20 protein-coding genes are annotated in these 20,788 nt (G+C 44.8%); 12 read left to right on the top strand and 8 right to left on the bottom strand.

Going from position 1 to position 20,788, the window contains the following annotated elements; translation table 11 throughout:
* Window positions 1-122: 122 nt before the first annotated feature.
* The 4 genes from R2Q85_RS19595 to uvrB form a co-directional block, all read right to left on the bottom strand.
* Entirely contained in the window at window positions 123-2,600 is a 2,478-nt protein-coding gene (locus R2Q85_RS19595; protein WP_316813488.1) for a hypothetical protein, read from the bottom strand.
* A gap of 85 nt (window positions 2,601-2,685) precedes the next feature.
* Window positions 2,686-2,931: a DUF4834 domain-containing protein gene (locus R2Q85_RS19590; RefSeq protein WP_316813487.1), complete on the bottom strand. Its 246-nt coding sequence runs from the start codon at window positions 2,929-2,931 to the stop codon at window positions 2,686-2,688.
* A gap of 63 nt (window positions 2,932-2,994) precedes the next feature.
* A complete protein-coding gene (locus R2Q85_RS19585; RefSeq protein ID WP_316813486.1) occupies window positions 2,995-3,195 on the bottom strand; it encodes a YwbE family protein in 201 nt (66 codons plus the stop codon).
* Window positions 3,196-3,207: 12 nt separating this feature from the next.
* Window positions 3,208-5,247, bottom strand: coding sequence for an excinuclease ABC subunit UvrB (uvrB, locus tag R2Q85_RS19580; RefSeq protein ID WP_316813485.1), 2,040 nt, complete (start codon window positions 5,245-5,247; stop codon window positions 3,208-3,210).
* Between the two features lie 101 nt (window positions 5,248-5,348).
* On the opposite strand from uvrB, the gene R2Q85_RS19575 reads away from it, so the two are divergent.
* From R2Q85_RS19575 to R2Q85_RS19540, 8 genes are all read left to right on the top strand, one after another.
* Window positions 5,349-6,386: a DUF7033 domain-containing protein gene (locus tag R2Q85_RS19575; RefSeq protein ID WP_316813484.1), complete on the top strand. Its 1,038-nt coding sequence runs from the start codon at window positions 5,349-5,351 to the stop codon at window positions 6,384-6,386.
* Complete coding sequence (upp, locus tag R2Q85_RS19570) at window positions 6,367-7,011, top strand: uracil phosphoribosyltransferase (RefSeq protein WP_316813483.1); 645 nt, start codon at window positions 6,367-6,369, stop codon at window positions 7,009-7,011. The genes R2Q85_RS19575 and upp overlap by 20 nt, the downstream gene beginning before the upstream one ends.
* Before the next feature lie 26 nt (window positions 7,012-7,037).
* Window positions 7,038-7,727 carry a YjjG family noncanonical pyrimidine nucleotidase gene (locus R2Q85_RS19565; RefSeq protein ID WP_316813482.1) on the top strand — a complete coding sequence of 230 codons (690 nt, stop codon included), beginning with the start codon at window positions 7,038-7,040 and terminating at the stop codon, window positions 7,725-7,727.
* Between the two features lie 38 nt (window positions 7,728-7,765).
* A complete protein-coding gene (locus R2Q85_RS19560) occupies window positions 7,766-9,100 on the top strand; it encodes a flippase (RefSeq protein WP_316813481.1) in 1,335 nt (444 codons plus the stop codon).
* 81 nt (window positions 9,101-9,181) lie between these two features.
* Window positions 9,182-9,808, top strand: coding sequence for a hypothetical protein (locus R2Q85_RS19555; RefSeq protein WP_316813480.1), 627 nt, complete (start codon window positions 9,182-9,184; stop codon window positions 9,806-9,808).
* A gap of 19 nt (window positions 9,809-9,827) precedes the next feature.
* Window positions 9,828-10,595, top strand: coding sequence for a class I SAM-dependent methyltransferase (locus R2Q85_RS19550; RefSeq protein WP_316813479.1), 768 nt, complete (start codon window positions 9,828-9,830; stop codon window positions 10,593-10,595).
* A 2-nt stretch (window positions 10,596-10,597) separates the two neighbouring features.
* Window positions 10,598-11,242, top strand: a complete 645-nt coding sequence (locus tag R2Q85_RS19545) for an FkbM family methyltransferase (protein ID WP_316813478.1) — start codon at window positions 10,598-10,600, stop codon at window positions 11,240-11,242.
* A gap of 32 nt (window positions 11,243-11,274) precedes the next feature.
* On the top strand, window positions 11,275-12,174 hold the full coding sequence (locus R2Q85_RS19540; RefSeq protein ID WP_316813477.1) for a glycosyltransferase: 900 nt from the start codon (window positions 11,275-11,277) through the stop codon (window positions 12,172-12,174).
* A gap of 14 nt (window positions 12,175-12,188) precedes the next feature.
* On the opposite strand, the gene R2Q85_RS19535 is transcribed toward R2Q85_RS19540, so the two are convergent.
* Both R2Q85_RS19535 and R2Q85_RS19530 read right to left on the bottom strand, forming a co-directional pair.
* Window positions 12,189-12,938: a class I SAM-dependent methyltransferase gene (locus tag R2Q85_RS19535; protein WP_316813476.1), complete on the bottom strand. Its 750-nt coding sequence runs from the start codon at window positions 12,936-12,938 to the stop codon at window positions 12,189-12,191.
* Between the two features lie 28 nt (window positions 12,939-12,966).
* Window positions 12,967-13,488 (bottom strand): serine acetyltransferase, encoded by a 522-nt coding sequence (locus tag R2Q85_RS19530; protein ID WP_316813475.1) that lies wholly within the window; start codon window positions 13,486-13,488, stop codon window positions 12,967-12,969.
* Window positions 13,489-13,593: 105 nt separating this feature from the next.
* Between R2Q85_RS19530 and R2Q85_RS19525 the strand changes: the two genes are divergently transcribed.
* Together R2Q85_RS19525 and R2Q85_RS19520 are read left to right on the top strand one after the other, a co-directional pair.
* Window positions 13,594-14,862 (top strand): glycosyltransferase family 4 protein, encoded by a 1,269-nt coding sequence (locus R2Q85_RS19525; protein ID WP_316813474.1) that lies wholly within the window; start codon window positions 13,594-13,596, stop codon window positions 14,860-14,862.
* Window positions 14,859-15,617: a glycosyltransferase family 2 protein gene (locus R2Q85_RS19520; RefSeq protein WP_316813473.1), complete on the top strand. Its 759-nt coding sequence runs from the start codon at window positions 14,859-14,861 to the stop codon at window positions 15,615-15,617. The genes R2Q85_RS19525 and R2Q85_RS19520 overlap by 4 nt, the downstream gene beginning before the upstream one ends.
* A 74-nt stretch (window positions 15,618-15,691) precedes the next feature.
* Here the strand turns inward: R2Q85_RS19520 and typA are convergent, their stop codons facing one another.
* Window positions 15,692-17,491 (bottom strand): translational GTPase TypA, encoded by a 1,800-nt coding sequence (typA, locus tag R2Q85_RS19515; RefSeq protein WP_316813472.1) that lies wholly within the window; start codon window positions 17,489-17,491, stop codon window positions 15,692-15,694.
* Window positions 17,492-17,618: 127 nt separating this feature from the next.
* Entirely contained in the window at window positions 17,619-18,446 is an 828-nt protein-coding gene (locus tag R2Q85_RS19510; RefSeq protein ID WP_316813471.1) for an alpha/beta hydrolase, read from the bottom strand.
* Window positions 18,447-18,634: 188 nt separating this feature from the next.
* On the opposite strand from R2Q85_RS19510, the gene R2Q85_RS19505 reads away from it, so the two are divergent.
* Both R2Q85_RS19505 and R2Q85_RS19500 read left to right on the top strand, forming a co-directional pair.
* Entirely contained in the window at window positions 18,635-19,654 is a 1,020-nt protein-coding gene (locus R2Q85_RS19505) for a hypothetical protein (RefSeq protein WP_316813470.1), read from the top strand.
* A gap of 29 nt (window positions 19,655-19,683) precedes the next feature.
* Entirely contained in the window at window positions 19,684-20,787 is a 1,104-nt protein-coding gene (locus R2Q85_RS19500; protein WP_316813469.1) for a carboxylate-amine ligase, read from the top strand.
* Window position 20,788: the final 1 nt, after the last annotated feature.

Raw genomic sequence — 20,788 nt, 5'->3', positions numbered from 1 at the left:
TATCAATAACAAAACCCCTGGCTGCTTAGCCAGGGGTTTTCAGCTCTTTACAAGAAAAAATCAATGTGCTGCGAAGACATGCAAATCGTTGCCCTTCAGCGGCGATTTGGCGATGAGCAACATCATTGTTTTTTTCCCTTCTTTTCAGAATAGAACGCAAACCCTAATCCTGCAAGCAGCAAAATTGAGCCTGCCAATGAAATCTTTTCACCTGCATAATAGGATACCGGCTCAAATTTAAATTCTACCTTATGGTTACCTGCCTCCAGCTGGGCTGCACGTAAAACATAATTGGCCCTGAAATAAGGTTTTTCAACCCCATCCACATACATGTTCCAGCCTTTGTCATAATAGATCTCAGAGAACACCGCAATGACATCTGTTGGCGCACTATACGAATACACCAGGTGATCCGGGTGATAGCTATCCAGCGTAATTAAGGCACCCGTTCCCTGACCCAGGCGTTTTTCATCAATCAGGTTTTTATACATTACATCAACAATAGCCTCCTTTTTCGGATCAAAACTATTGATGGCCTTCATTTCTTCATCCGCATTTTTTGCAAACTGAACCTGCGGTACAATCCAGGCATGCCCGGCAGCAGTTGCGTTCCGTTGCATTTTATACGAACCATTCTGCTGGTCCTGCGTAATGATGTATTTGGTATTCAGCATATCCAGTACGTCCTGGTTGATACTTTTGGAGAACTGTTTATCTATCAGTTCCTGGTAACGCTTCAGTTTGGCGGCATGGTAACCACCTATGGTTTTATGGAAAGCTGAAGCACTGGCATCCTGGAAAGTAGGAATGCTCAGGTCGAGTACACGATAATCTGGGTCTTTATCGGCCAGTATCAGCCCATCTATTTCCCTCGCCTGAAAGTGATTTTTCAGGTCCGACTTACTTACAAAATTATTGTTGTTTAAATAACGACGGTCTACCTGCCACATGTCAATCAGTACAGCAAGGCCCAGTAAAACCATTACTGTTTTTAAAGCCATTTTTTTATTGATCAATGCCCAGATCAGCGCGTAACCTATGGCTATAAACAACAGTGACCGAAGTGCATCCGCCCGGGCAATACCAATACGGTCTTCAATCAAAGCATTGGCAATACTTTGTGCAACACCCGCATTGTTCTGTAACATCTGCGTCAGTACCTGCAGCATTTGCGGATGAGTTGAGGTTGTAAAACTGAAAAAAGCACCCGGCATTACTACAACCAGCAAAGTAAAGCCGCCAGTTATGGCACCTGCAATGGTCAGTTTTTTACCCAATGTTTTCTGGTCTAAAGTACCTTCCTGGACTTCTTTTACCGCAAGAAAAGCCAACACAGGCACCATTAAACCTACCAGGGCCAGAATAGACTCCACTGCCCGGAACTTATTGTACATTGGGAAATATTCAAAGAACAGGTCGGAAACCAGCGGGAAATTCCGGCCAAAAGAAAGCAGCATAAACAAAATTGTCGTACCCAGTATCCACCACTTTAACCTGCTCTTTACGATCAGCAGGCCAAATACAAAAAGTAGACACACAATCGCCCCGAAATAATAAGGTCCGGAAGTAAAAGGCTTTTCACCCCAGTATTGCTGCAATCCAATCTGTCCGGCCAGCTGTTGTATGGCCTGGGTAGGATCTCCGCCAGTAACATTCTGTAAAGCTTTATAAGTATGGCTTTCCGGTTTCACCAGCTCCTCTATTCCCGTAGCGCCTCCATATAAATTAGGGATCAGGAAGGTAAAACTCTCTCCCACACCCTGGCTCCAACCATAAGCATATTCTTTAGACAAGCCATTCTTTTCTTCCATGCTGTCTGTTGTCAGGTTAGATTTTCCCCTGTTCGATTCCTTACCATATTCGTAAGTCGTCCATAACTTGCCGGCATTTACCATCAGCGACAAAACCAGGGCGATGGCCAAAAAGCTCATTGATTTCCCAAAAGCAGCTACTTTTTTACTCTTTACTGCATGATAAAGCTCAATACCTATAAAAATAAACAGGGCGATCATGAGGTAATAAGTCATCTGGATATGGTTTGCCCTGATTTCCAACGCAAGAAATAAGGCGGTTAAACTTGCACCCAGCCAGTATTTACCCCTGATCGTCAAAATGATGCCGGCTACAATTGGCGCCAGAAAAGAAATGGCCAGGGCCTTATTGCTATGCCCTGCAGCAATGATCTGGAAATTATAGGAAGTGAAAGCGAATGCAATGGCGCCAGCAGCAGCCAGCAGCGGATTAACCTTCAGTACACAAAACAACAGATATGCGCCCAGCAAGTACATCAAAACCACATCCACCGGATCCGGAAATACCGTTTTCATGAAATCGATCACATAGGTGGCGACATTGTTGGGGTGCTGCACCCAGATCTGATAAGTGGGCATGCCACCAAACATCTGGTTGGTCCACAAGGGGCCCTTGCCGTCCTTCTCTTTGTAGTCCATGATCTCTTTGGCGGTAGCCTTAGCCTGCAATACGTCACTTTGCTGAGGACCTTTACCTTGTAAAACCGGACTGAAATAGACAAAACAGATGATTACAAAAAATCCAATGATGGCCAGATGAATGCCATTCGCTTTTAACCAATTATTCATTAAGGGTTGTTTAAGATTAAACCAACCTCAAAAATATAAAATTGAAACAGATTAAGAAGTAAATTTATCGATAAGTATAAAATACCTACTTTACATCCTCGTAATCCACAAAATCACCAAGTTTATCTGCATTCCCAGCCTTTGGCTGTGGGGGCATATAATCTATTGAAATAGAGCCTTCAGGCTTTTTTTGTTGTCTTTGCTGGTTTTCGGCCTGCTGCTGTACCTTACTGAACATACTTTTCAGTACATAAGGGAATACCAAACGCAGGATGATCCGGATGATGTACAGGATCAGCAGGGTAACCAATATGAATTTTATAACGCCCATTTTATGCTTAACATTTTCAAATATAGATTGTTTTCGATTCCTGTTATTACAAAACCCTTCAGATTATTGCATATCAATTACATTTGCTACTCTCCCCACTTGTCCGTCTTCCAGCCTGACCTTAATCCCACGGGAATGAAAAGCGGAAGAAGTAAGCAGATTTGCAACAATACCCCTTGTCAGTTTTCCTGTCCTCTGGTCCTTTTTAAGGATAATATCTACTTCCAGCCCCGGGTATATATCTTTTCTGCTTTTTCCATCCATCCTGCAAACTTACTATTTACTAAATCTTTCATCAAATAATTTCTCCATAGCAAACATTTCATCCCGCAGTCTGGCCGCCAGCAAAAAGTCCATATCCTTCGCCGCCTTACTCATTTCCTTACGGGTTTTGTCTATAGATTTCTGCATTTCTGATTTGGTCATGTATTGTACAATAGGATCCGCAGCAATGCTTAGCTCGTCTACCTCCACATATGGTTTCGCCCGTTTGCGCTCGCCCGATGAAAAATCCAGTACTGAGGTCTGCTCCAGTATGGCTTCCCTGCTCTTACCCACCGTTTTTGGCACAATTCCATTTTCCAGGTTATAGGCCACCTGTTTTTCCCGGCGCCTGTTGGTTTCCTCAATCGTGCGCTCCATAGATTCCGTCATCTTATCGGCATACATGATCACCCGGCCCCTGTCATTCCTTGCCGCCCTGCCAATGGTCTGGATCAAAGCCCGGTCCGACCGCAAAAACCCTTCTTTATCTGCATCCAGGATAGCCACCAGTGATACTTCCGGTAAGTCAAGTCCCTCCCGCAGCAGGTTAATCCCGATCAGCACATCAAATTCACCCAGGCGCAGGCCCCGTAAAATCTCCACCCTTTCCAGCGTTTTAACTTCGGAGTGAATGTAGCGGCATTTGATGTTCAGCCTGTCCATATATTTGGTCAGCTCCTCTGCCATCCTTTTGGTCAATGTGGTTACCAGCACCCGGTCACCCAGCTTAATGGTCTTGTCAATTTCATCCAGCAGGTCATCCACCTGGTTAATCGCCGGGCGTACATCAATCAAAGGATCCAGCAATCCTGTTGGCCTGATCACCTGTTCCACCACAATACCATCCGATTTCTGTAATTCGTAGTCGGCCGGGGTAGCACTTACATAAATGGTCTGCGGTGCCAGGCGTTCAAACTCATCAAAGTTCAATGGCCGGTTATCCAGTGCAGACGGCAAGCGGAAGCCATACTCCACCAATGACATTTTCCTCGACCTGTCGCCCCCGTACATCGCCCTGATCTGGGGCACGGTTACATGGCTTTCATCAATTACCATTAAATAATCATCCGGGAAATAGTCCAGCAAACAAAAAGGCCGCATTCCCGGGGCCCTTCCATCAAAAAAGCGGGAGTAGTTTTCTATACCCGAACAATAGCCCAGCTCCTTCATCATCTCTATATCAAAATTCACCCGCTCTTCCAGTCTTTTCGCTTCCAGCAAATGCCGGTCGCCGATCAGCTGGTTCTTCCTGATCTCCAGCTCTTCCTGTATCCCCCATATAGACGAGTTGAACCTGTCCTTAGGCGTTACAAACAAATTCGCCGGATATATGGCCATATCTTCCAGCTTTTCCAGTGTCTTTCCCGTTACCGGATCGATCACGCTCAGCGCTTCAATGTCATCCCCAAAAAAAGAAACCCGGTAAGCACTGTCCAGATACGCAGGAAAAATATCTACCGTATCCCCTTTTACCCTAAACGTTCCACGTTTAAAATCATTGGTCGTACGGGCATATAAGATCTCTACCAGGCTGTGCAGAAAAGAATTTCTCGAAATCCGCAAGCCTACCGAAAAGCGGAATACAGACCTGGAAAAGTCCTCCGGGTTACCCATTCCATAAATGCAGGAAATGGAGGAAACTACAATCACATCCCTACGTCCCGACATCAGGGCCGACGTTGTGCGCAGACGCAGCTTCTCTATTTCTTCGTTGATGCTTAAATCCTTCTCTATATAAGTATTGCTGCTCGCGATGAACGCCTCAGGCTGATAATAATCATAATAGGAAACAAAATAATTCACCGCATTTTCCGGAAAAAACTGTTTAAATTCACCGTAAAGCTGTGCAGCCAAGGTTTTATTGTGACTCAGGATCAGTGTAGGTTTCTGCGTTTGCTGGATCACATTTGCAATCGTAAAGGTCTTACCCGAACCGGTTACCCCTAATAAAGTCTGATAATGATCTTCGTTATTTACGCCTTCAACCAGTTGTTTAATCGCAGTGGGTTGATCTCCTGTCGGTTTGTAATCTGAAACGATTTTAAATTTCATTCCTAAAAGTATCTTGTTTTAATGAGGCCAGATGAACATCAAATATAACGAATAATATGCTAAATTTATTCCCCGTGAACCCGACATAATTAAATAGACACATGAAACTTTTGGCTTACGTACCACTGCTTACCCCCCGCATAAAGTATATTTTCAGCTTTATATTCAATGACGTTTTAAAAACTGAGATCGGTTTTACGGTTAACATCAGGGAGTTTGTGGATTCCGGCCTGCCTAAGTTCTGCTATGCTGCCCAGCCCATCGGCGGCGAGCTGTTTTTTAAAAGCACGAACCTGCTGCTGGAACATAAGATCAGTGATCAGGACATTAAAACCAGTATTTTTGGCGAACTGAAAGTCCCTTTTGCGGTACAAAAAAGCACACTGCCCTTCGATGTTTTTGCGGCATCTTTTTATTTCCTGAGCCGCTATGAAGAATACTTATCCCAGGGAAGCCAGAAAGACCAGCCCTACGCTGCCGAAAATAGCCTGCAGTATCAGCTTGGGCTCTTAAAACTGCCCGTTATTGACGAATGGGCACTCATTCTCAAAAACATACTGCTCAAACAATTCCCTGCCCTCACTTTTGGTCAAAAGTATTTTTCATTTGAGCCTTTACATGCTGCCTATCCTGCTGCAAGGAACAACAGCCGGAACCTGCTCGCCAATGCCCTGGACTACTTCAGGTCAATATTGCAGGACAAAACCTCAAAACATGCTGAAAAGATGGCTGGCATCCAACAGGTCAGCAGCAGCCTTCAATCCGGCAGTCTCCTGGAAAATCCAATACGCTTCATTCCTTCTCCAGACCATCAGCATCATTTTGACACCGTCATGCTGATGCCCAAAAGCTATGTTAAACTAACAAAGAACAATACCATTAACGACTATAGCATGTACTATAAAGACAAGCCCGGGTTCAGGGCAGGCACCTGCAGTCCCTTTCCCTGGTACGACCTGCAACTGGATAAAAAGACCCAGCTTACCGTCCATCCCATTGCTGCCACAGACCAGGTGCTGCTGCGCAACAAAAGCACAGAAGCCCTGTTGGTACAGCTCCACGAACTTTTAGATCATGTAAAACTGGTTAATGGCCATTTTTATTTGTTATCTTTAGGTAATGATATTCGACCTCAGTAAAACCAGCTCCATTGCCAATGTTTTTATCTCGGAGATCAGGGATGAACACATTCAAAAAGATGCCATGCGGTTCCGCACCAATATGGAGCGGCTTGGAGAATTTTTTGCGCTTGAAATCAGTAAAACCCTTAGCTACAGCCCAGCAGAAACACAAACGCCGCTGGGCGTGGCCAAAACCCTCAGCCTTACCGAACAGCCTGTGCTCGCTACCATTACCCGTGCTGGCATTCCGATGCACAGTGGCATGCTCCGAATTTTTGACCGGGCCGAGTGTGCCTTCCTGGCGGCCTACAGGAAAGCACATAAGAGCGGCAGCCTGGAAATTGCACTGGAGTATGTCTCTACACCAGATTTAACAGATAAAATCGTCATCATGGCCGATCCCATGCTGGCAACCGGTATGAGCATGGTACTCTGCTGTAAAGAACTGATGGGCAGGTATAAAATTAAGGCCCTGCACATTGTATCTGCCATTGCCAGCACAGAAGGCCTGCGACATGTAAGGGCAAATTTGCCCAAAGCAAAATTATGGCTGGGTGCAATTGATGAGGAAATGACCAGTAAATCGTACATTGTGCCCGGATTGGGCGATGCAGGAGATCTGGCCTACGGAACTAAGATCTGAGTTGCCACCCTTTTAAAATTGTAAAAATGATCAGGCATATATTTTTTGATTTAGACCATACCATCTGGGATTTTGACAGGAACGCGCAGGAAACCCTGATGGAATTGTATGATTTGTATCAGCTGGAAAAGCTTGGCCTCAGATCCTGCCAGGACTTTATTGCTACCTATACCGAGAACAACCACCAGCTCTGGGCAGAATACCATGTGGGCAGAATTACCAAAGAGCAGCTCAGGACCCAAAGGTTCAACAAAACCTTCAGGCAGCTCGGTGTAAAACCGGATCAGATCCCGGCCCAGTTTGAAGAAGACTATGTACGCATCAGCCCTACAAAAACCAATCTTTTCCTGGGCTCCGAAAAAGTACTGGCTTATCTGCAAAAAAAATACAGCCTCCATATCATTTCTAATGGTTTTAAAGAAACCACCCTGACCAAAATGAATGTATCCGGTCTGAACCCTTATTTCCAGAATGTCATCATTTCTGAAGATGTAGGTGTCAATAAACCGCACAAGGCGATTTTTGATTATGCCTTAAATAAAGCAGCGGCGCAAAAGCACGAAAGCATTATGGTTGGTGACAGCCTCGAGGCCGACATCAGGGGTGCACAGGATTACGGCATCAGGGCCATTTATTTTAACCCCCTGCATAAGGAAAAGCCTCAGGATGTAGAATGGCAGATCAATAACCTCGAAGAACTGCTGCTCCATTTTTAATGTAAGGGAAACGCATTTAATTTTACATCTTTGTGCCAATGAAGATACCCTTTGTTAAAGGTTTTGATGAAGCTGCGCTAGACAAGTATTTAAGAAATACGGGCTGGCTTATGTTCGGCAAAGCATTGGCTCTTGTTGTGGCCTTGGTCATCGTACACCACCTGGGGCCTCATGCTTTTGGCGACCTCAGCTTTGCCGATGCTTTAACCGCAATTGTTGCCGCAGTGGGTACACTCGGGCTGGATACCTTCATCATCCGGGAAATCATCAACAACCCCTTAAAAAAAGACGAGATCCTGGGCACTTCCCTGGCTTTGCGCATGGGGGTTAACCTGTTCCTAATTCCTTTAACAATAGGCATATACCTCCTGCTTCATAGCCTCTCGGATAAGCCTGGCAATCCCTTAACCTGGATCGTTTTGCTGCTATCTTTTGTCTCATTTTTCAAATCATTTAACATCATAGATTCTTACTACCAGTCGCAGGTGCAATCTAAATACGTGGTTCATGTGCAAAATAGCTGCCTGATTCTTTCTTCGCTGGTAAAAATTTTGCTGCTCTGGTTAAAAACACCCCTCATCTGGTTTGCTGCGGCCTTAACCTTTGACAGCCTGATTCTTGCCCTAGGTCTGGTTTTCCTATATCAGAGCCAGGGCCAGAACATCAGGAACTGGACCTTTAGCCGCAGCAGGGCCATATCCCTGCTCAAACAATCTTTTCCGCTCATCTTATCCGGCGTCATGGTACTGCTTTATATGAAAATAGACATCCTGATGCTCAAAAAAAACGGCAGCACAGAGGTCGGTATTTATAGTGCCGCTGCAAGGATCAGCGAAGCCTGGTACTTTATCCCTTCCGCCATCATCAGCTCCGTTTTTCCTGCCATCATCAATGCCAGGAAAACAGACATGGACCGCTACAACAAAAGGTTAAAGAACCTGTACGACCTGTTGGTCTTCATCAGCCTGCCCGTAGCAATCTTCGTTGGTATCTTCGGCAATGAAATCATTCATCTCCTCTGGGACATGGAATATGAGGGTGCCGGCCCTATGCTTTCCATACACATCTGGTCGGGCATATTTGTATTTCTGGGTAGTGCCAGTTCCCAATACCTGCTGGCCGAAGGTTATACCATCATCGCCTTTCAACGCACTGCTGCGGGCGCCGTGATCAACATTCTGCTCAACCTCTGGCTCATCCCGTTATATGGAGGTGTAGGTGCGTCCGTTGCTACCTTGATTGCCTGCATCACCACCACTTTCTGGATCATCTTTATCCCAAAAACCAGGCAGCAGGGCCTGCTCATGCTCAAATCCCTGTTCATGGTCAGCCTTTTTCAAAAGTTCATCCTGCTTGCCCGCAGCACCAAATAAACAATAGCCCTAATAATTATACACTTATATTAGTTTTTTGCGTTTAACATTTTAACTTTGATCATTAAAATCAACAACCAGATGAAGTCCTTAAAAGAGGTAGCAAAGTCAATCCTGTTAAAGCCCGTACATATGCTTGATGAGATCCAGCTAAAGTCCAAGATCAGGAAAACTGGGGACGAACTGAACATCATCATCGGTGCACACAACACCAATTACGAGAACTGGCTGCCCACCAATATAGAAAATCTCAACCTGTTGAACCAGGCCGCTTTTCAAAACCTTTTTGAAGAAAAAAAAGTAAGCAGGTTTTTAGCCGAGCATGTATTTGAGCACATTACTTACGATGATGCCCTTATTGCGCTAAAAAACTGCTACCAGTATATGAAAAAAGGCGGGACCATCCGTATCGCAGTTCCTGATGGCTTCCATCCCAACCCCGATTACATCAATATGGTTAAGCCAGGAGGAATAGGTGAGGGCGCACATGACCATAAGCTGCTGTACGATTATAAAAAATTAAGCAAAGTACTGGAGAATGCAGGTTTCAAAGCCGTTCCGCTTGAATACTACGATGAACAAGGGCATTTCCATTTTACCGAGTGGGACAGCAAAGACGGCCATGTACATCGTTCCAAAAGATACGACAAACGATTTAATGAGCCAATCGGTTATTCTTCGCTGATTGTTGACGGCATAAAAGATTAGCATTCCCCGATTTACGTAAATGACAGTAATAACCGACAATATCGCCGAAGCCTATCAGGACTTCTACACCGGGGCCGAAACAGAATGGCGCATGCTGGGGGCAAAAGCGAAAGCACAAAACCTCGCAGAAGTTTGCAAAGGGATCCATCCTAAAAAGATACTCGAAGTAGGTGCTGGTGATGGAAGCATCCTTCACTATCTGAATGAAATGGGCTTTGCCGAATCGCTTTATGCCCTGGAAATTTCAGAAAGTGGTGTATCGTTAATTGAAAAAAGGAAGCTTTCCAGGCTAAAGGCCGTTAGCAGCTTTGATGGTTATGCCATCCCTTATGAAGACAATGCTTTTGATCTTGTCATTTTAGCCCATGTACTGGAACATGTAGAACATGAGCGGGTTTTAATCAGAGAGCTGAAAAGGGTTGCCAAATACCTGGTGATAGAGGTTCCGCTGGATTATCGTTTTGGAGTAGACCGGCGCATGAAACATTTCCTGGATTACGGGCATATCAATATGTATACCCCTACCCTCATCCGTTTCCTTTTGCAGAGCGAAGGCCTGGAAATTGTAGCCGACAAAACCACGCTTACCTCCATCGAAACGACTAAATTCTGTGAGTTTGTGGTCCGTAAAATCCCTAAAAGCCTGATGAAGACCCTGAAGATAACACTGGAATACAGGGTTAAGCAGTTACTGGGTAACTTGCTCGGAAAAAATAAAAAAGAACAATTTGGCAATGCTTATACCGTTCTTACCAAAAAATCAACCCAAAGCCTGGAAATATTCTAAACATGGAAGCTAAATTATCTGCATTAAGCCTGTTCAATCCCTCAAAGCTCAAAGTACTGCTTTCCCTTGGCATCAAAGGCTATTTAGCCGATAAGGGCTGGTTTGATGCTTACCGTACCAAATCGGCAATAGACCAGAATGGAAAACCCATCGCCTGGGTAACCTATTCCTTTATCGATTTCATTAAAGAACGGATCAGCAAACAGCACGATATCTTTGAATTTGGCTCCGGAAATTCCACCATTTTTTATGCTTCCATGGCAGGCTCAGTCTATTCCGTAGAGCACGACAGGGACTGGTTTGAAAAGAGTTCCAAAATTAACCTGCCCAATGTAAATATGATCCTGTGTAACCTGGTCCCTGGTGCTGATTATTGTAAAAGCGCCCTTACTACAGGCAAAAAGTTCCATATGATCATTGTAGATGGCAGGGACCGCGTAAACTGCTGCAAGCAGGCAGTACAGGCATTAACCGAAAACGGGGTAATCGTGCTGGACGATTCCGAAAGGCCGGAATATGCAGAAGCCCATACTTTCCTGAAACAACAGGGGTTCAGATACCTTCCTTTTTCCGGCATGGCACCAGGCGTAATCATCGCTAAATATACCTCCGTGTTTTACAAACCAAACAATTGTTTGAATGTTTAAAGCTTAACATCACCTGCAAATCTTCTAAAAACATGCAAACCTTTGCGCCCATTGCCTTATTTGTCTATAACCGTCCGCAGCATACTGCCCGTACGCTGAAATTTTTGGCACAAAACGAACTGGCTTCCGAAAGCAGGTTATTTGTGTTTTCAGATGGGCCAAAATCCAATGCAGATGAAGACAAAGTAACAGCAGTAAGGGAACTTCTTAAAAACATCAGCGGTTTTAAATCGGTTGAGATTATCGAACGTAAGGAAAACATGGGCCTGGCCAATTCCGTGATTACCGGCGTTAGCCGTCTGGTCAGTGATTACAAACAGGTCATTGTTTTTGAAGATGACCTGATCAGTTCGCCTTATACCCTGACCTATTTTAACGAAGCCCTGGAACGTTACAGGGATGAAGAAAAAGTGATGCACATCGGCGCATATATGTTCAACGTGAATGACGCACAATTGCCCGAAACTTTTTTTTACCGCGTAGCCACCAGTTGGGGATGGGCAACCTGGGAAAGGGCCTGGCAGCATTTTGAACCAAATATAGACACCCTGATCGCGCGATTCGATCAATCCAAAAAAAGCGCATTTTCTATAGAACATACCATGAACTTCTGGAAACAGGTGCGGGATTTCAAAAGGGGCAAAAACAATTCCTGGGCTATCCGCTGGTATGCCTCTATATTCTTAAAAGGGGGTTTAACCTTAAACCCGGCCCATTCGCTGGTCAACAACATCGGGCACGACGGTACCGGGGTACATTCTGGCATCAACGACATTTACAATGTCATCATCAATCCTAAACCCATCAGCTATTTTCCGGAACAGATCAGCGAAAACCACGAGGCTTATATCGCTATAAAAAGCTTCCTGTCTACCCGGAAAGGCTCCCTTTGGCAGCGGCTGAAACGCTATATTGAACAGCGTTTTAAATAGCGGTCCATCAACGTTTAAGGTTTTCTGGCTTCTAAAATGATATAAGGCGAAAGCTGCCTGGAATTGAAGGGAAATATTTTCGTCAGGATTTTACCAGTCAGCCATAACGACTTTTTTAATAACCTCAGCATCAAAGGCTTTTGTTCCTCCTCGTGCAGCCATAAGCTAAAGTTTCCAAAAAACCGGGACTGCAATACCTGAAGCCCGGCCTGTTCACAAATCCCTGCCAGCAATTTAGGGTCCATGCATTCAATATTGTGTTTGTCGTAATTATCCGGGTCAAACCTTTTTTGGAACCAGCCATTCAAAGCCCTGAAATTAGGCAGGGTAATGAACAAAGTGCCTCCCGGTTTTACAAACTGAATGTGTCTGTTGATGATATCTGCAGTATCCTTAAAATGTTCGATCAGGCCAAAAGAAAGCACCAGATCGTACTGCTGTTCCGGCACATAATTAAACAGGTCGGTTTCAACAATTTGGATATCCTTTTCTTCCAGGCCGTTGGTTTGCAGCAGTTTATTGGTAATGGGCTGGTGTACAAAATAGTCCAGAAGGGTTACCTCCAGGTCAAAGTACTTCTTTAAAAATACAGCATAATAACCTGGAAAGCCCCCCAGCTCAATGGCCGTTTTCACCTTTTGCGTATTGATGATCTTTGCCAGCTGCTCATGGAACATATAGTTTGCAGGGATATTAACCGACAGGTCGGGTTTCTGCTCCCAATAATTCACCCAAAATGCTCTGTCTGTTAAAAGGTTTTCCATATCTGGCCTCAAAGAAAAGAAAAATCTGTTAAATCTGAGTGGTCTCGTTCTTCTTTTCCAGGATTCTGGCGGGGTTGCCCACCACAATGCAATTTGCAGGGATGCTTTTGGTTACTACAGCTCCCGCGCCGATCACCACGTGATCGCCGATCTCCAGATCACCAATGATACAGACATTCGCACCGATGTCCACATGGTTGCCAATGCGGGGGCATCTGCTGAAACTACCATCTGTCAGCTTTTTATGCCCGATCGTTACCGAATTGCGCAGGGTACAACCTTCGCCTATCACAACACCCTGGTTTACCACCAGGGCCTGCCCATGATACAGCATCATGCCCTTGCCCACTTTCAGTTTACGTGGCAGTTCAATACCCAGTACCCATTCTACATAATAATGATAAAAGGCCAGGTATAAAATGAAAACGATCTTCAATACCGTGTACCTGCTGATCACCTGCACCAGCCGGAACAGGAACAGCACAAAGCGTCCCTTGATGTTCCCGGGATTTGCAGTCCAATCCTGGAATAAGTAACTAAATAAATTCATCCAGTGTAAAATAAAGTAATTTTCCTCAGTATATCTATTTCGCAATCCATTTATGGGCATTAATTTAGTATTTTTGTTTATATCGCGCCAATACTAATTTTATTCATGAAGGTAACTCTGATCAATACATCCGATGCAGGCGGGGGAGCACCCGTAGCCAGTATGCGCCTGTTAAAAGCGCTGACATCAGAAAATATTGACGCAAACTTCCTGGCTGGACAAAAACAAACCAACGAAATCCGCGTTCAGGCTGTTGAAAACAATTGGTGGCGCAGGTTAAAAGCCCGCTTCAACTTCCTGTATGAACGCCTGCCTTTCCTCTTTTTTTACGAAAAAGATAAATCTGTACGTTTCGCCTTTTCAACCGCCAATGCCGGAACAAGTATTGCCAGTCATCAACTGGTAAAAGACGCAGATATTTTACACCTGCACTGGACCAATTCCGGCTTTTTGTCCATTCAGGACCTGAAAGAACTGATGCAGCTGGGCAAACCGATAGTATGGACGCTGCACGATATGTGGTCTTTCACAGGCGGCTGTCACTATGCAGGCACCTGTGATCATTTTACCAGGCAATGCGGCAATTGTTATTTTTTAAGAAATCCGGCCCCGCGCGACATCTCGCATGCCGGCTGGCTGCATAAAGAAAATCTGTATACTGCTGCGCAGCAACTCAGTTTTGTCACCTGTAGTCAGTGGCTGGCTTCAGTTGCCCGCCAAAGCTCCCTGATCAAAGCTTTCCCTATACAAGCCATCCCTAACCCCATTGACACCGAGGTATATAGCCCTCAGGATCCGGCAGTTGCACGTGCCAAATGGAACATCAGCCCGGACGTTAAAATCATTTTGTTTGGCGCTGCCAACATCGGCGACAGGCGCAAAGGGATTAGCTACCTGGTAGAAGGCCTGCAATACCTCAGGCAAAATTACGACCTGCCTGTCTCTGTTGAGATTGTCATTTTCGGCAAAAATAAACACTTTAAGGCAAGCCAGCTACCTTTTCCGGTACATGAACTGAACACGATCCGTTCACAACAGGACCTGACAGAACTTTACAGCCTGGCCGATGTGTTTGTGATGCCCTCCATAGAAGACAACCTGCCTAATACGGTAATGGAGTCCATGGCCTGCGGAACACCGGTAGTAGCTTTTAACACAGGTGGTCTTCCCGAAATGATCGACCATCAGCAAAATGGCTACCTGGCCAAATTCAAATCAGCAAGTGATCTTGCCCATGGCATCCAGAAAATGCTTTGCAGTGATCAGGCGGCAGAAATAGCTTTGCAGGCCCGCAACAAAGTGCTGCACAATTACACCCATCAACACATCGCCCGGCAATATATACAAGTCTATCAATCCTTAGTAAACACATGACAGCAGCCAAACCCAGTTTATCCGTAATTACAGTAGTTTATAATAATGAAAAAGATATTGAGCGCACGATGCTTTCTGTTTTGAACCAAACCTACCCGAATATTGAATACATCCTGATCGACGGGGATTCTACTGACGGCACCAAAGACCTCATTTATAAATACAAATCCAGGTTGGCACAGTTCATTTCCGAACCGGACAAGGGCATTTATGACGCCATGAACAAGGGGCTGGCGCTGGCTACCGGTAATTACGTGCTGTTCATGAATTCAGGCGACGAAATTTATGCTCCAGAAACAGTAGCAGAAGTATTTGAGACCGCTGCATCAGCCGATATTTATTATGGCGAAACAGAAATGTACAACGAAAAATGGGAAAGCCTGGGTCAGCGCAGACATTGCACACCTGAGCATTTCAACTGGAAAAGCTTCCGGTATGGTATGAGCATCAGTCACCAGGCCATTTACCTTAAACGAAGCCTGGCGGCCCCCTTCGACCTGAAATACAAATACAGCGCAGACATTGACTGGATCATCAAGGCAGCTAAAAAAGCGTCGAGCATAGTAAATACACGAATGTTTGTAGCCAAGTACCTGGTTGGCGGCCTGTCCAAGAAAAAACACCTGGCCAGTTTAAAGGAAAGATTCCGGATATTTACCAAATATTATGGACTGGTACCCAACCTGATCAACCACATCTTCATCAGCATCAACCTGGCACAATACTATTTCAGGCACGGAAAAACAAACGATTAAGAAAAAAGGATTTATAAAAGAAAAGCCCCTGAAGATGATCTTCAGGGGCTTTAAAATATGGACAATTCTAAAAATTATACGATTTTATTGACTTTACGTGCAGCTTCAGTTAAGTGAATCTTACGTAAGCGCATGCTTAACGGAGTTACCTCAATGTACTCATCAGCCTGGATGTATTCCATAGCCTCTTCCAGAGAGAACTTAATGGCCGGTGCGATACGCTGACTATCATCTGTACCAGAGGCACGCATATTGGTCAACGCTTTACCTTTCACAATATTAACCACCAGGTCATTGTCACGGATGTGCTCTCCTAAGATCTGTCCTTCGTAAATATCTACTCCCGGATCAACAAAGAAACGGCCACGATCCTGCAATTTGTCAATCGAATAAGCAGTTGTACTTCCTTTTTCCATAGAAACCAATACTCCGTTCAATCTTCCGGGGATCGTTCCTTTCCAGGGCTCATAAGCTTTGAAACGGTGTGCCATAATCGCCTCACCACCAGTAGCGGTTAATACATTATTTCTTAATCCGATGATACCACGCGCAGGAATATCAAATTCCAGGTGTTGCAGATCGCCTTTTGGCTCCATGATCAGCAACTCACCTTTACGTTGCGTTACCAACTCAATTACTTTACCTGCAACCTCACCCGGTACGTCAACAATTAAAGTCTCGATAGGCTCGCATTTTTTACCATCAATTTCTTTGATGATTACCTGTGGCTGGCCAACCTGAATTTCGTAGCCTTCGCGACGCATGGTCTCGATCAATACAGATAAATGGAGAATACCCCTTCCGTATACCAGGTAAGCATCCGGCGATTCTGTTTCTATCACTTTAAGGGCAAGGTTTTTCTCAATCTCTTTATACAAACGCTCTTTCAAACGCTGAGAAGTTACAAACTTACCTTCTTTACCAAAAAATGGTGAATTGTTGATCGTGAACAACATGTTCATCGTAGGCTCATCAATTTTGATAACCGGCAATTGCTCCGGAGCTTCGAAATCAGCAATGGTATCACCGATATCGAAACCATCGATACCAACAACAGCACAGATATCACCTGATTTTACTTCAGTAGCACGGATTTTACCTAATCCTTCGAAAGTATACAATTCCTTTACTCTTGATTTTACAATTTTTCCATCCCGCTTGATCAAAGTAACCGGTTGGTTCTCTTTAATTACACCCCGGTGTACACGACCAATCGCAATACGACCTACGAAAGAGGAATAATCTAATGAAGTGATCTGCATTTGTAAAGTACCATCGTTAGTTGGTGCAGCAGGAATATTAGCAACAACCGCATCTAACAGGGCGAAAATATCAGTAGTTGGCACTTTCCAGTCTGTACTCATCCATCCCTGTTTGGACGAACCGTAAATTACAGGAAAATCCAACTGGTCTTCTGTCGCTTCAAGGTTAAAGAACAATTCAAAGATCTGCTCATAAACTTCTTCCGGACGGCAGTTTTCTTTATCTACCTTGTTTACCACTACAATTGGCTTTAAGCCTAATGCCAATGCTTTTTGTGTTACGAAACGCGTTTGAGGCATTGCACCTTCAAAAGCATCGCATAATAACAATACACCGTCAGCCATTTTCAATACACGCTCCACCTCACCACCGAAATCGGCGTGACCAGGGGTATCAATGATGTTGATTTTTACATCTTTGTACTGAACTGAAACGTTTTTGGAAACGATCGTGATCCCACGTTCACGCTCCAAATCATTATTATCAAGTATTAAATCTCCTGATTGTTCGTTATCACGGAAGATTGAACAGGCGTGTAAGATCTTATCAACCAGTGTAGTTTTACCGTGGTCAACGTGGGCAATGATTGCTATATTTCTAATTTTTTGCATAAAATGCGTATGATTTTTGGCGCAAAGATAGGGTTTATTATCGACATATCAAGCAATTAGCTTAACCCGTATGTTAAGTTTCGCTGAGTTTCTTTGATTTCAGGCAGATTCCTGCAGTATGCTGAACTTAAAGCGATGCGATCGTTTTCCGGCCAAAGGCCCAAAGTAAAAAGGCAGGCAGGGCTCTGCCCCAGCTAACTACATCATGCCGGCCACCTACCATTTCATAATAAGTAATGTCCTCCGGACGACGGTAGCCCTTTTTCAGCAGTTCCTTAATGACATCAACAGTATCGTCGATGGAATCAATAATGAAGTTCCTGTTCCGGTCGGCCAGTTCGTCTTCCGTACCTGTCATTAACCAGAATTTCAGTTCAGGTTTTGTTTTTGTAAGGGCAATACACCGGTGTAAAATGCGGTCATCATCTGTATAGCCATCCCTAAGGTCTTTTTTACGCCACCAGAAAGAACCTGAAAATACACCCACTGCATCAAAATAATTGTCGTTGTTCCAGGCCAGGTCAAATGCCATAAGCCCGCCCAGAGAAAAGCCTGCAATGGCCCTTTTTCCTTTTATGGGCGTTTCCACTTCTGCCTGTATAAAGGGCAGGAGCTCTTTAAGGATAAAACTGGTATAAGCTGCTGCTTGGCCACCACGGCCCAAAAAATCAGGATGACCAGCTACGCCATATTCCTGCAGACGTTCTGTACCTGCCTTTATGGCCACCACCACCAGTGGCTCAATTTTAAAGTTCCGGTAAAGATGGTTCATGCTTTGCTGTACATCCAATGCAGCGGTATCCTGTCCGTCATTCAGCAGCAAAAGGTTCAGTTGTTCATTCCCCATCAGGCTTTCAGGAACAAAAAAATCCAGTTCTACTTCCCGTTTCAAATGAGCAGATTTTAAAACACGTTCGGTTTTTACAATTTCCGGAAGCAACATCGTGGTATACATAATTCAGCAATTTCCCTTTCTCACAATAATCCGCAAAGTTAATATTCTGCCAAAGGAATACTTAAGCTGGCCTGCTTTTTTACAAAAAACACAGATTCATCCGAATTAATGTAAGCATTGTTTGTTGTTTAACAAATTGTTTACCTAACTTAAAGCAGCTAATTGGCATGCCTTTAACCCCGTACCTTATGAAGAAGATTGGAATTTTATTTGGGAAAGAACGGTCTTTCCCTGAGGCATTTGTGAAACGTGTAAACCTGCTGGGCGGCACTGCATATAAAGCTGAATTTGTCAGCATAGATAAAATATTCCAGGCCCGGGCACTGGATTATGCCGTGATCATCGACCGGATTTCCCAGGATGTGCCTTTTTATCGTGCGGCCATGAAAAATGCAGCCATTACCGGAACTGCCGTGATCAACAACCCCTTCTGGTGGAGCGCCGATGAAAAATTTTTCAACAATGCCCTGGCAGAAAAGCTGAACGTACCCGTACCTAAAACAGCGCTGCTCCCCTCTTATGATCGGCCCGATGACACTTCAGATGCCTCGTTCAGGAACCTGGTCTATCCCCTCGATTGGGAAGCCATTTTTGAGTATACAGGTTTCCCGGCCTATATGAAACCTTTTGACGGCGGGGGCTGGAAAGAAGTGTATAAACTAAATGACAAAGAAGATTTTTTTGAAAAGCACAGCCGCAGCCGGCAAACGGTGATGATGCTGCAGGAGGAAATTATTTTCGAGGAATATTTCAGGTGTTACTGCATCGGCGGAAAATATGTACGCATCATGCCCTATGAACCCCGAAACCCATTTCACCTGCGTTATGTAGTAAATGGCCCTGCTACCAACAAAAAGCTATTGCAAACTATGGAATCCCATGTATTGAAACTGAACCAGTACCTGGGATATGATTTCAACACGGTTGAATTTGCGGTGCGCGATGGCATACCTTATGCCATAGATTTTTGTAATCCGGCCCCGGATGCCGATATCGCCAGTGTTGGCGGGGAAAATTTTGAATGGGTAGTGGAAACCAGTGCAAGGTATGCCATAGAAAGGGCACAGGCGCAGGTGCAGGGACAGGACAACCTGACCTGGGGCGAATACCTCAAAACGGCAGCTTCGGGCATCCCTCTGACGGAAAAACCCATCTCCATAAAAGAGCCGGCCACAAAAAACAAAGAAAAACCTGCAGCAAAAAAATAACAGGAGATCAATTATAGTAAGGAAAGGATATGATGAACGACTTTACACTTGGAATAGAGGAAGAATATATGGTAGTAGACCCTGTCACCAGGGAACTGACCTCTCACGATCAGAAAATAGTTGAGGCCGCACAAAAAATCCATAAAGACCAGGTGAAAGCTGAAATGCACCAGGCCGTGGTAGAAGTAGGAACCGGCATTTGCAGGAACACCGAACAGGCCAGACAGGAAATTTCTCAGTTAAGGTATACGGTTTCACAGCTGGCAGGCGAACTGGGCTTAAGGATCGGCGCTGCCGGTACCCATCCTTTTTCACACTGGGAAAAACAGCTGATCACGGAACATCCGCGTTACAGTGACATTGTGAACGAGTTGCAGGAGGCTGCACGCTCCAACCTGATCTTTGGCCTGCATGTGCATGTAGGTTTTCAATCGCGGGAGCTGGCCATACACATCGCCAACCAGGTACGCTATTTTTTGCCGCATGTATTTGCCCTTTCTACCAACTCCCCTTTTTGGGAAGGCAGGAATACGGGCTATAAATCATTTCGCACCAAGATTTTTGATAAATTTCCGCGTACCGGGATCCCGGATATGTTTAACAGCATCGAGGATTATGACAACTATGTAAAGCTGCTGATCAAGACCAACAGCATTGACAATGCCAAAAAGATCTGGTGGGACATCAGGGTACACCCCTTTTTTGAAACGATTGAGTTCAGGATCTGTGATTGCCCGATGCTGGTAGATGAAACAATGGCTTTTGTGGCCCTTTTCCAGGCATTGTGCGCCAAACTGTATAAGCTGCGTCTGCAGAACATGAGCTTTATAGGCTATTCAAGGGCCTTAATTAACGAAAACAAATGGCGGGCCGCACGCTATGGGATTGACGGCAACCTGATCGATTTTGGCAAGGAAATGGAAGTAAATTGCCGCAACCTGGTTTTGGAACTGCTGGATTTCGTGGATGATGTGGTAGATGGCCTGGGCTGCCGCGAGGAGATCAGCTATGTGCACCAGATATTGGCAAATGGCACTGGAGCTGACCGGCAATTGGCTGTTTACGAACAATTTGGTAACTTTGAGTCGGTGGTAGACTACATTACCACCCAAACTTTAATTGGGGCGAAATAGC

It is taken from the genome of Pedobacter heparinus (assembly GCF_032678725.1).
Lineage (GTDB): Bacteria > Bacteroidota > Bacteroidia > Sphingobacteriales > Sphingobacteriaceae > Pedobacter > Pedobacter heparinus_A.
Note: the sequence above shows the minus strand (reverse complement) of the source record. Positions and strands in the feature narration are given on the sequence as shown.

Excerpts from the sequence above, each read along its gene's own strand:
- R2Q85_RS19510 (WP_316813471.1), bottom strand. The coding sequence starts at position 18,446 with ATGTATACCACGATGTTGCTTCCGGAAATTGTAAAAACCGAACGTGTT.
- uvrB (WP_316813485.1), bottom strand. The coding sequence starts at position 5,247 with ATGAAATTTAAAATCGTTTCAGATTACAAACCGACAGGAGATCAACCC.
- R2Q85_RS19575 (WP_316813484.1), top strand. The coding sequence starts at position 5,349 with ATGAAACTTTTGGCTTACGTACCACTGCTTACCCCCCGCATAAAGTAT.
- R2Q85_RS19520 (WP_316813473.1), top strand. The coding sequence starts at position 14,859 with ATGACAGCAGCCAAACCCAGTTTATCCGTAATTACAGTAGTTTATAAT.
- R2Q85_RS19525 (WP_316813474.1), top strand. The coding sequence starts at position 13,594 with ATGAAGGTAACTCTGATCAATACATCCGATGCAGGCGGGGGAGCACCC.
- R2Q85_RS19565 (WP_316813482.1), top strand. The coding sequence starts at position 7,038 with ATGATCAGGCATATATTTTTTGATTTAGACCATACCATCTGGGATTTT.
- R2Q85_RS19585 (WP_316813486.1), bottom strand. The coding sequence starts at position 3,195 with ATGGATGGAAAAAGCAGAAAAGATATATACCCGGGGCTGGAAGTAGAT.
- R2Q85_RS19560 (WP_316813481.1), top strand. The coding sequence starts at position 7,766 with ATGAAGATACCCTTTGTTAAAGGTTTTGATGAAGCTGCGCTAGACAAG.
- R2Q85_RS19550 (WP_316813479.1), top strand. The coding sequence starts at position 9,828 with ATGACAGTAATAACCGACAATATCGCCGAAGCCTATCAGGACTTCTAC.
- upp (WP_316813483.1), top strand. The coding sequence starts at position 6,367 with ATGATATTCGACCTCAGTAAAACCAGCTCCATTGCCAATGTTTTTATC.
- typA (WP_316813472.1), bottom strand. The coding sequence starts at position 17,491 with ATGCAAAAAATTAGAAATATAGCAATCATTGCCCACGTTGACCACGGT.
- R2Q85_RS19555 (WP_316813480.1), top strand. The coding sequence starts at position 9,182 with ATGAAGTCCTTAAAAGAGGTAGCAAAGTCAATCCTGTTAAAGCCCGTA.
- R2Q85_RS19505 (WP_316813470.1), top strand. The coding sequence starts at position 18,635 with ATGAAGAAGATTGGAATTTTATTTGGGAAAGAACGGTCTTTCCCTGAG.
- R2Q85_RS19530 (WP_316813475.1), bottom strand. The coding sequence starts at position 13,488 with ATGAATTTATTTAGTTACTTATTCCAGGATTGGACTGCAAATCCCGGG.
- R2Q85_RS19590 (WP_316813487.1), bottom strand. The coding sequence starts at position 2,931 with ATGGGCGTTATAAAATTCATATTGGTTACCCTGCTGATCCTGTACATC.
- R2Q85_RS19595 (WP_316813488.1), bottom strand. The coding sequence starts at position 2,600 with ATGAATAATTGGTTAAAAGCGAATGGCATTCATCTGGCCATCATTGGA.
- R2Q85_RS19535 (WP_316813476.1), bottom strand. The coding sequence starts at position 12,938 with ATGGAAAACCTTTTAACAGACAGAGCATTTTGGGTGAATTATTGGGAG.
- R2Q85_RS19545 (WP_316813478.1), top strand. The coding sequence starts at position 10,598 with ATGGAAGCTAAATTATCTGCATTAAGCCTGTTCAATCCCTCAAAGCTC.
- R2Q85_RS19500 (WP_316813469.1), top strand. The coding sequence starts at position 19,684 with ATGATGAACGACTTTACACTTGGAATAGAGGAAGAATATATGGTAGTA.
- R2Q85_RS19540 (WP_316813477.1), top strand. The coding sequence starts at position 11,275 with ATGCAAACCTTTGCGCCCATTGCCTTATTTGTCTATAACCGTCCGCAG.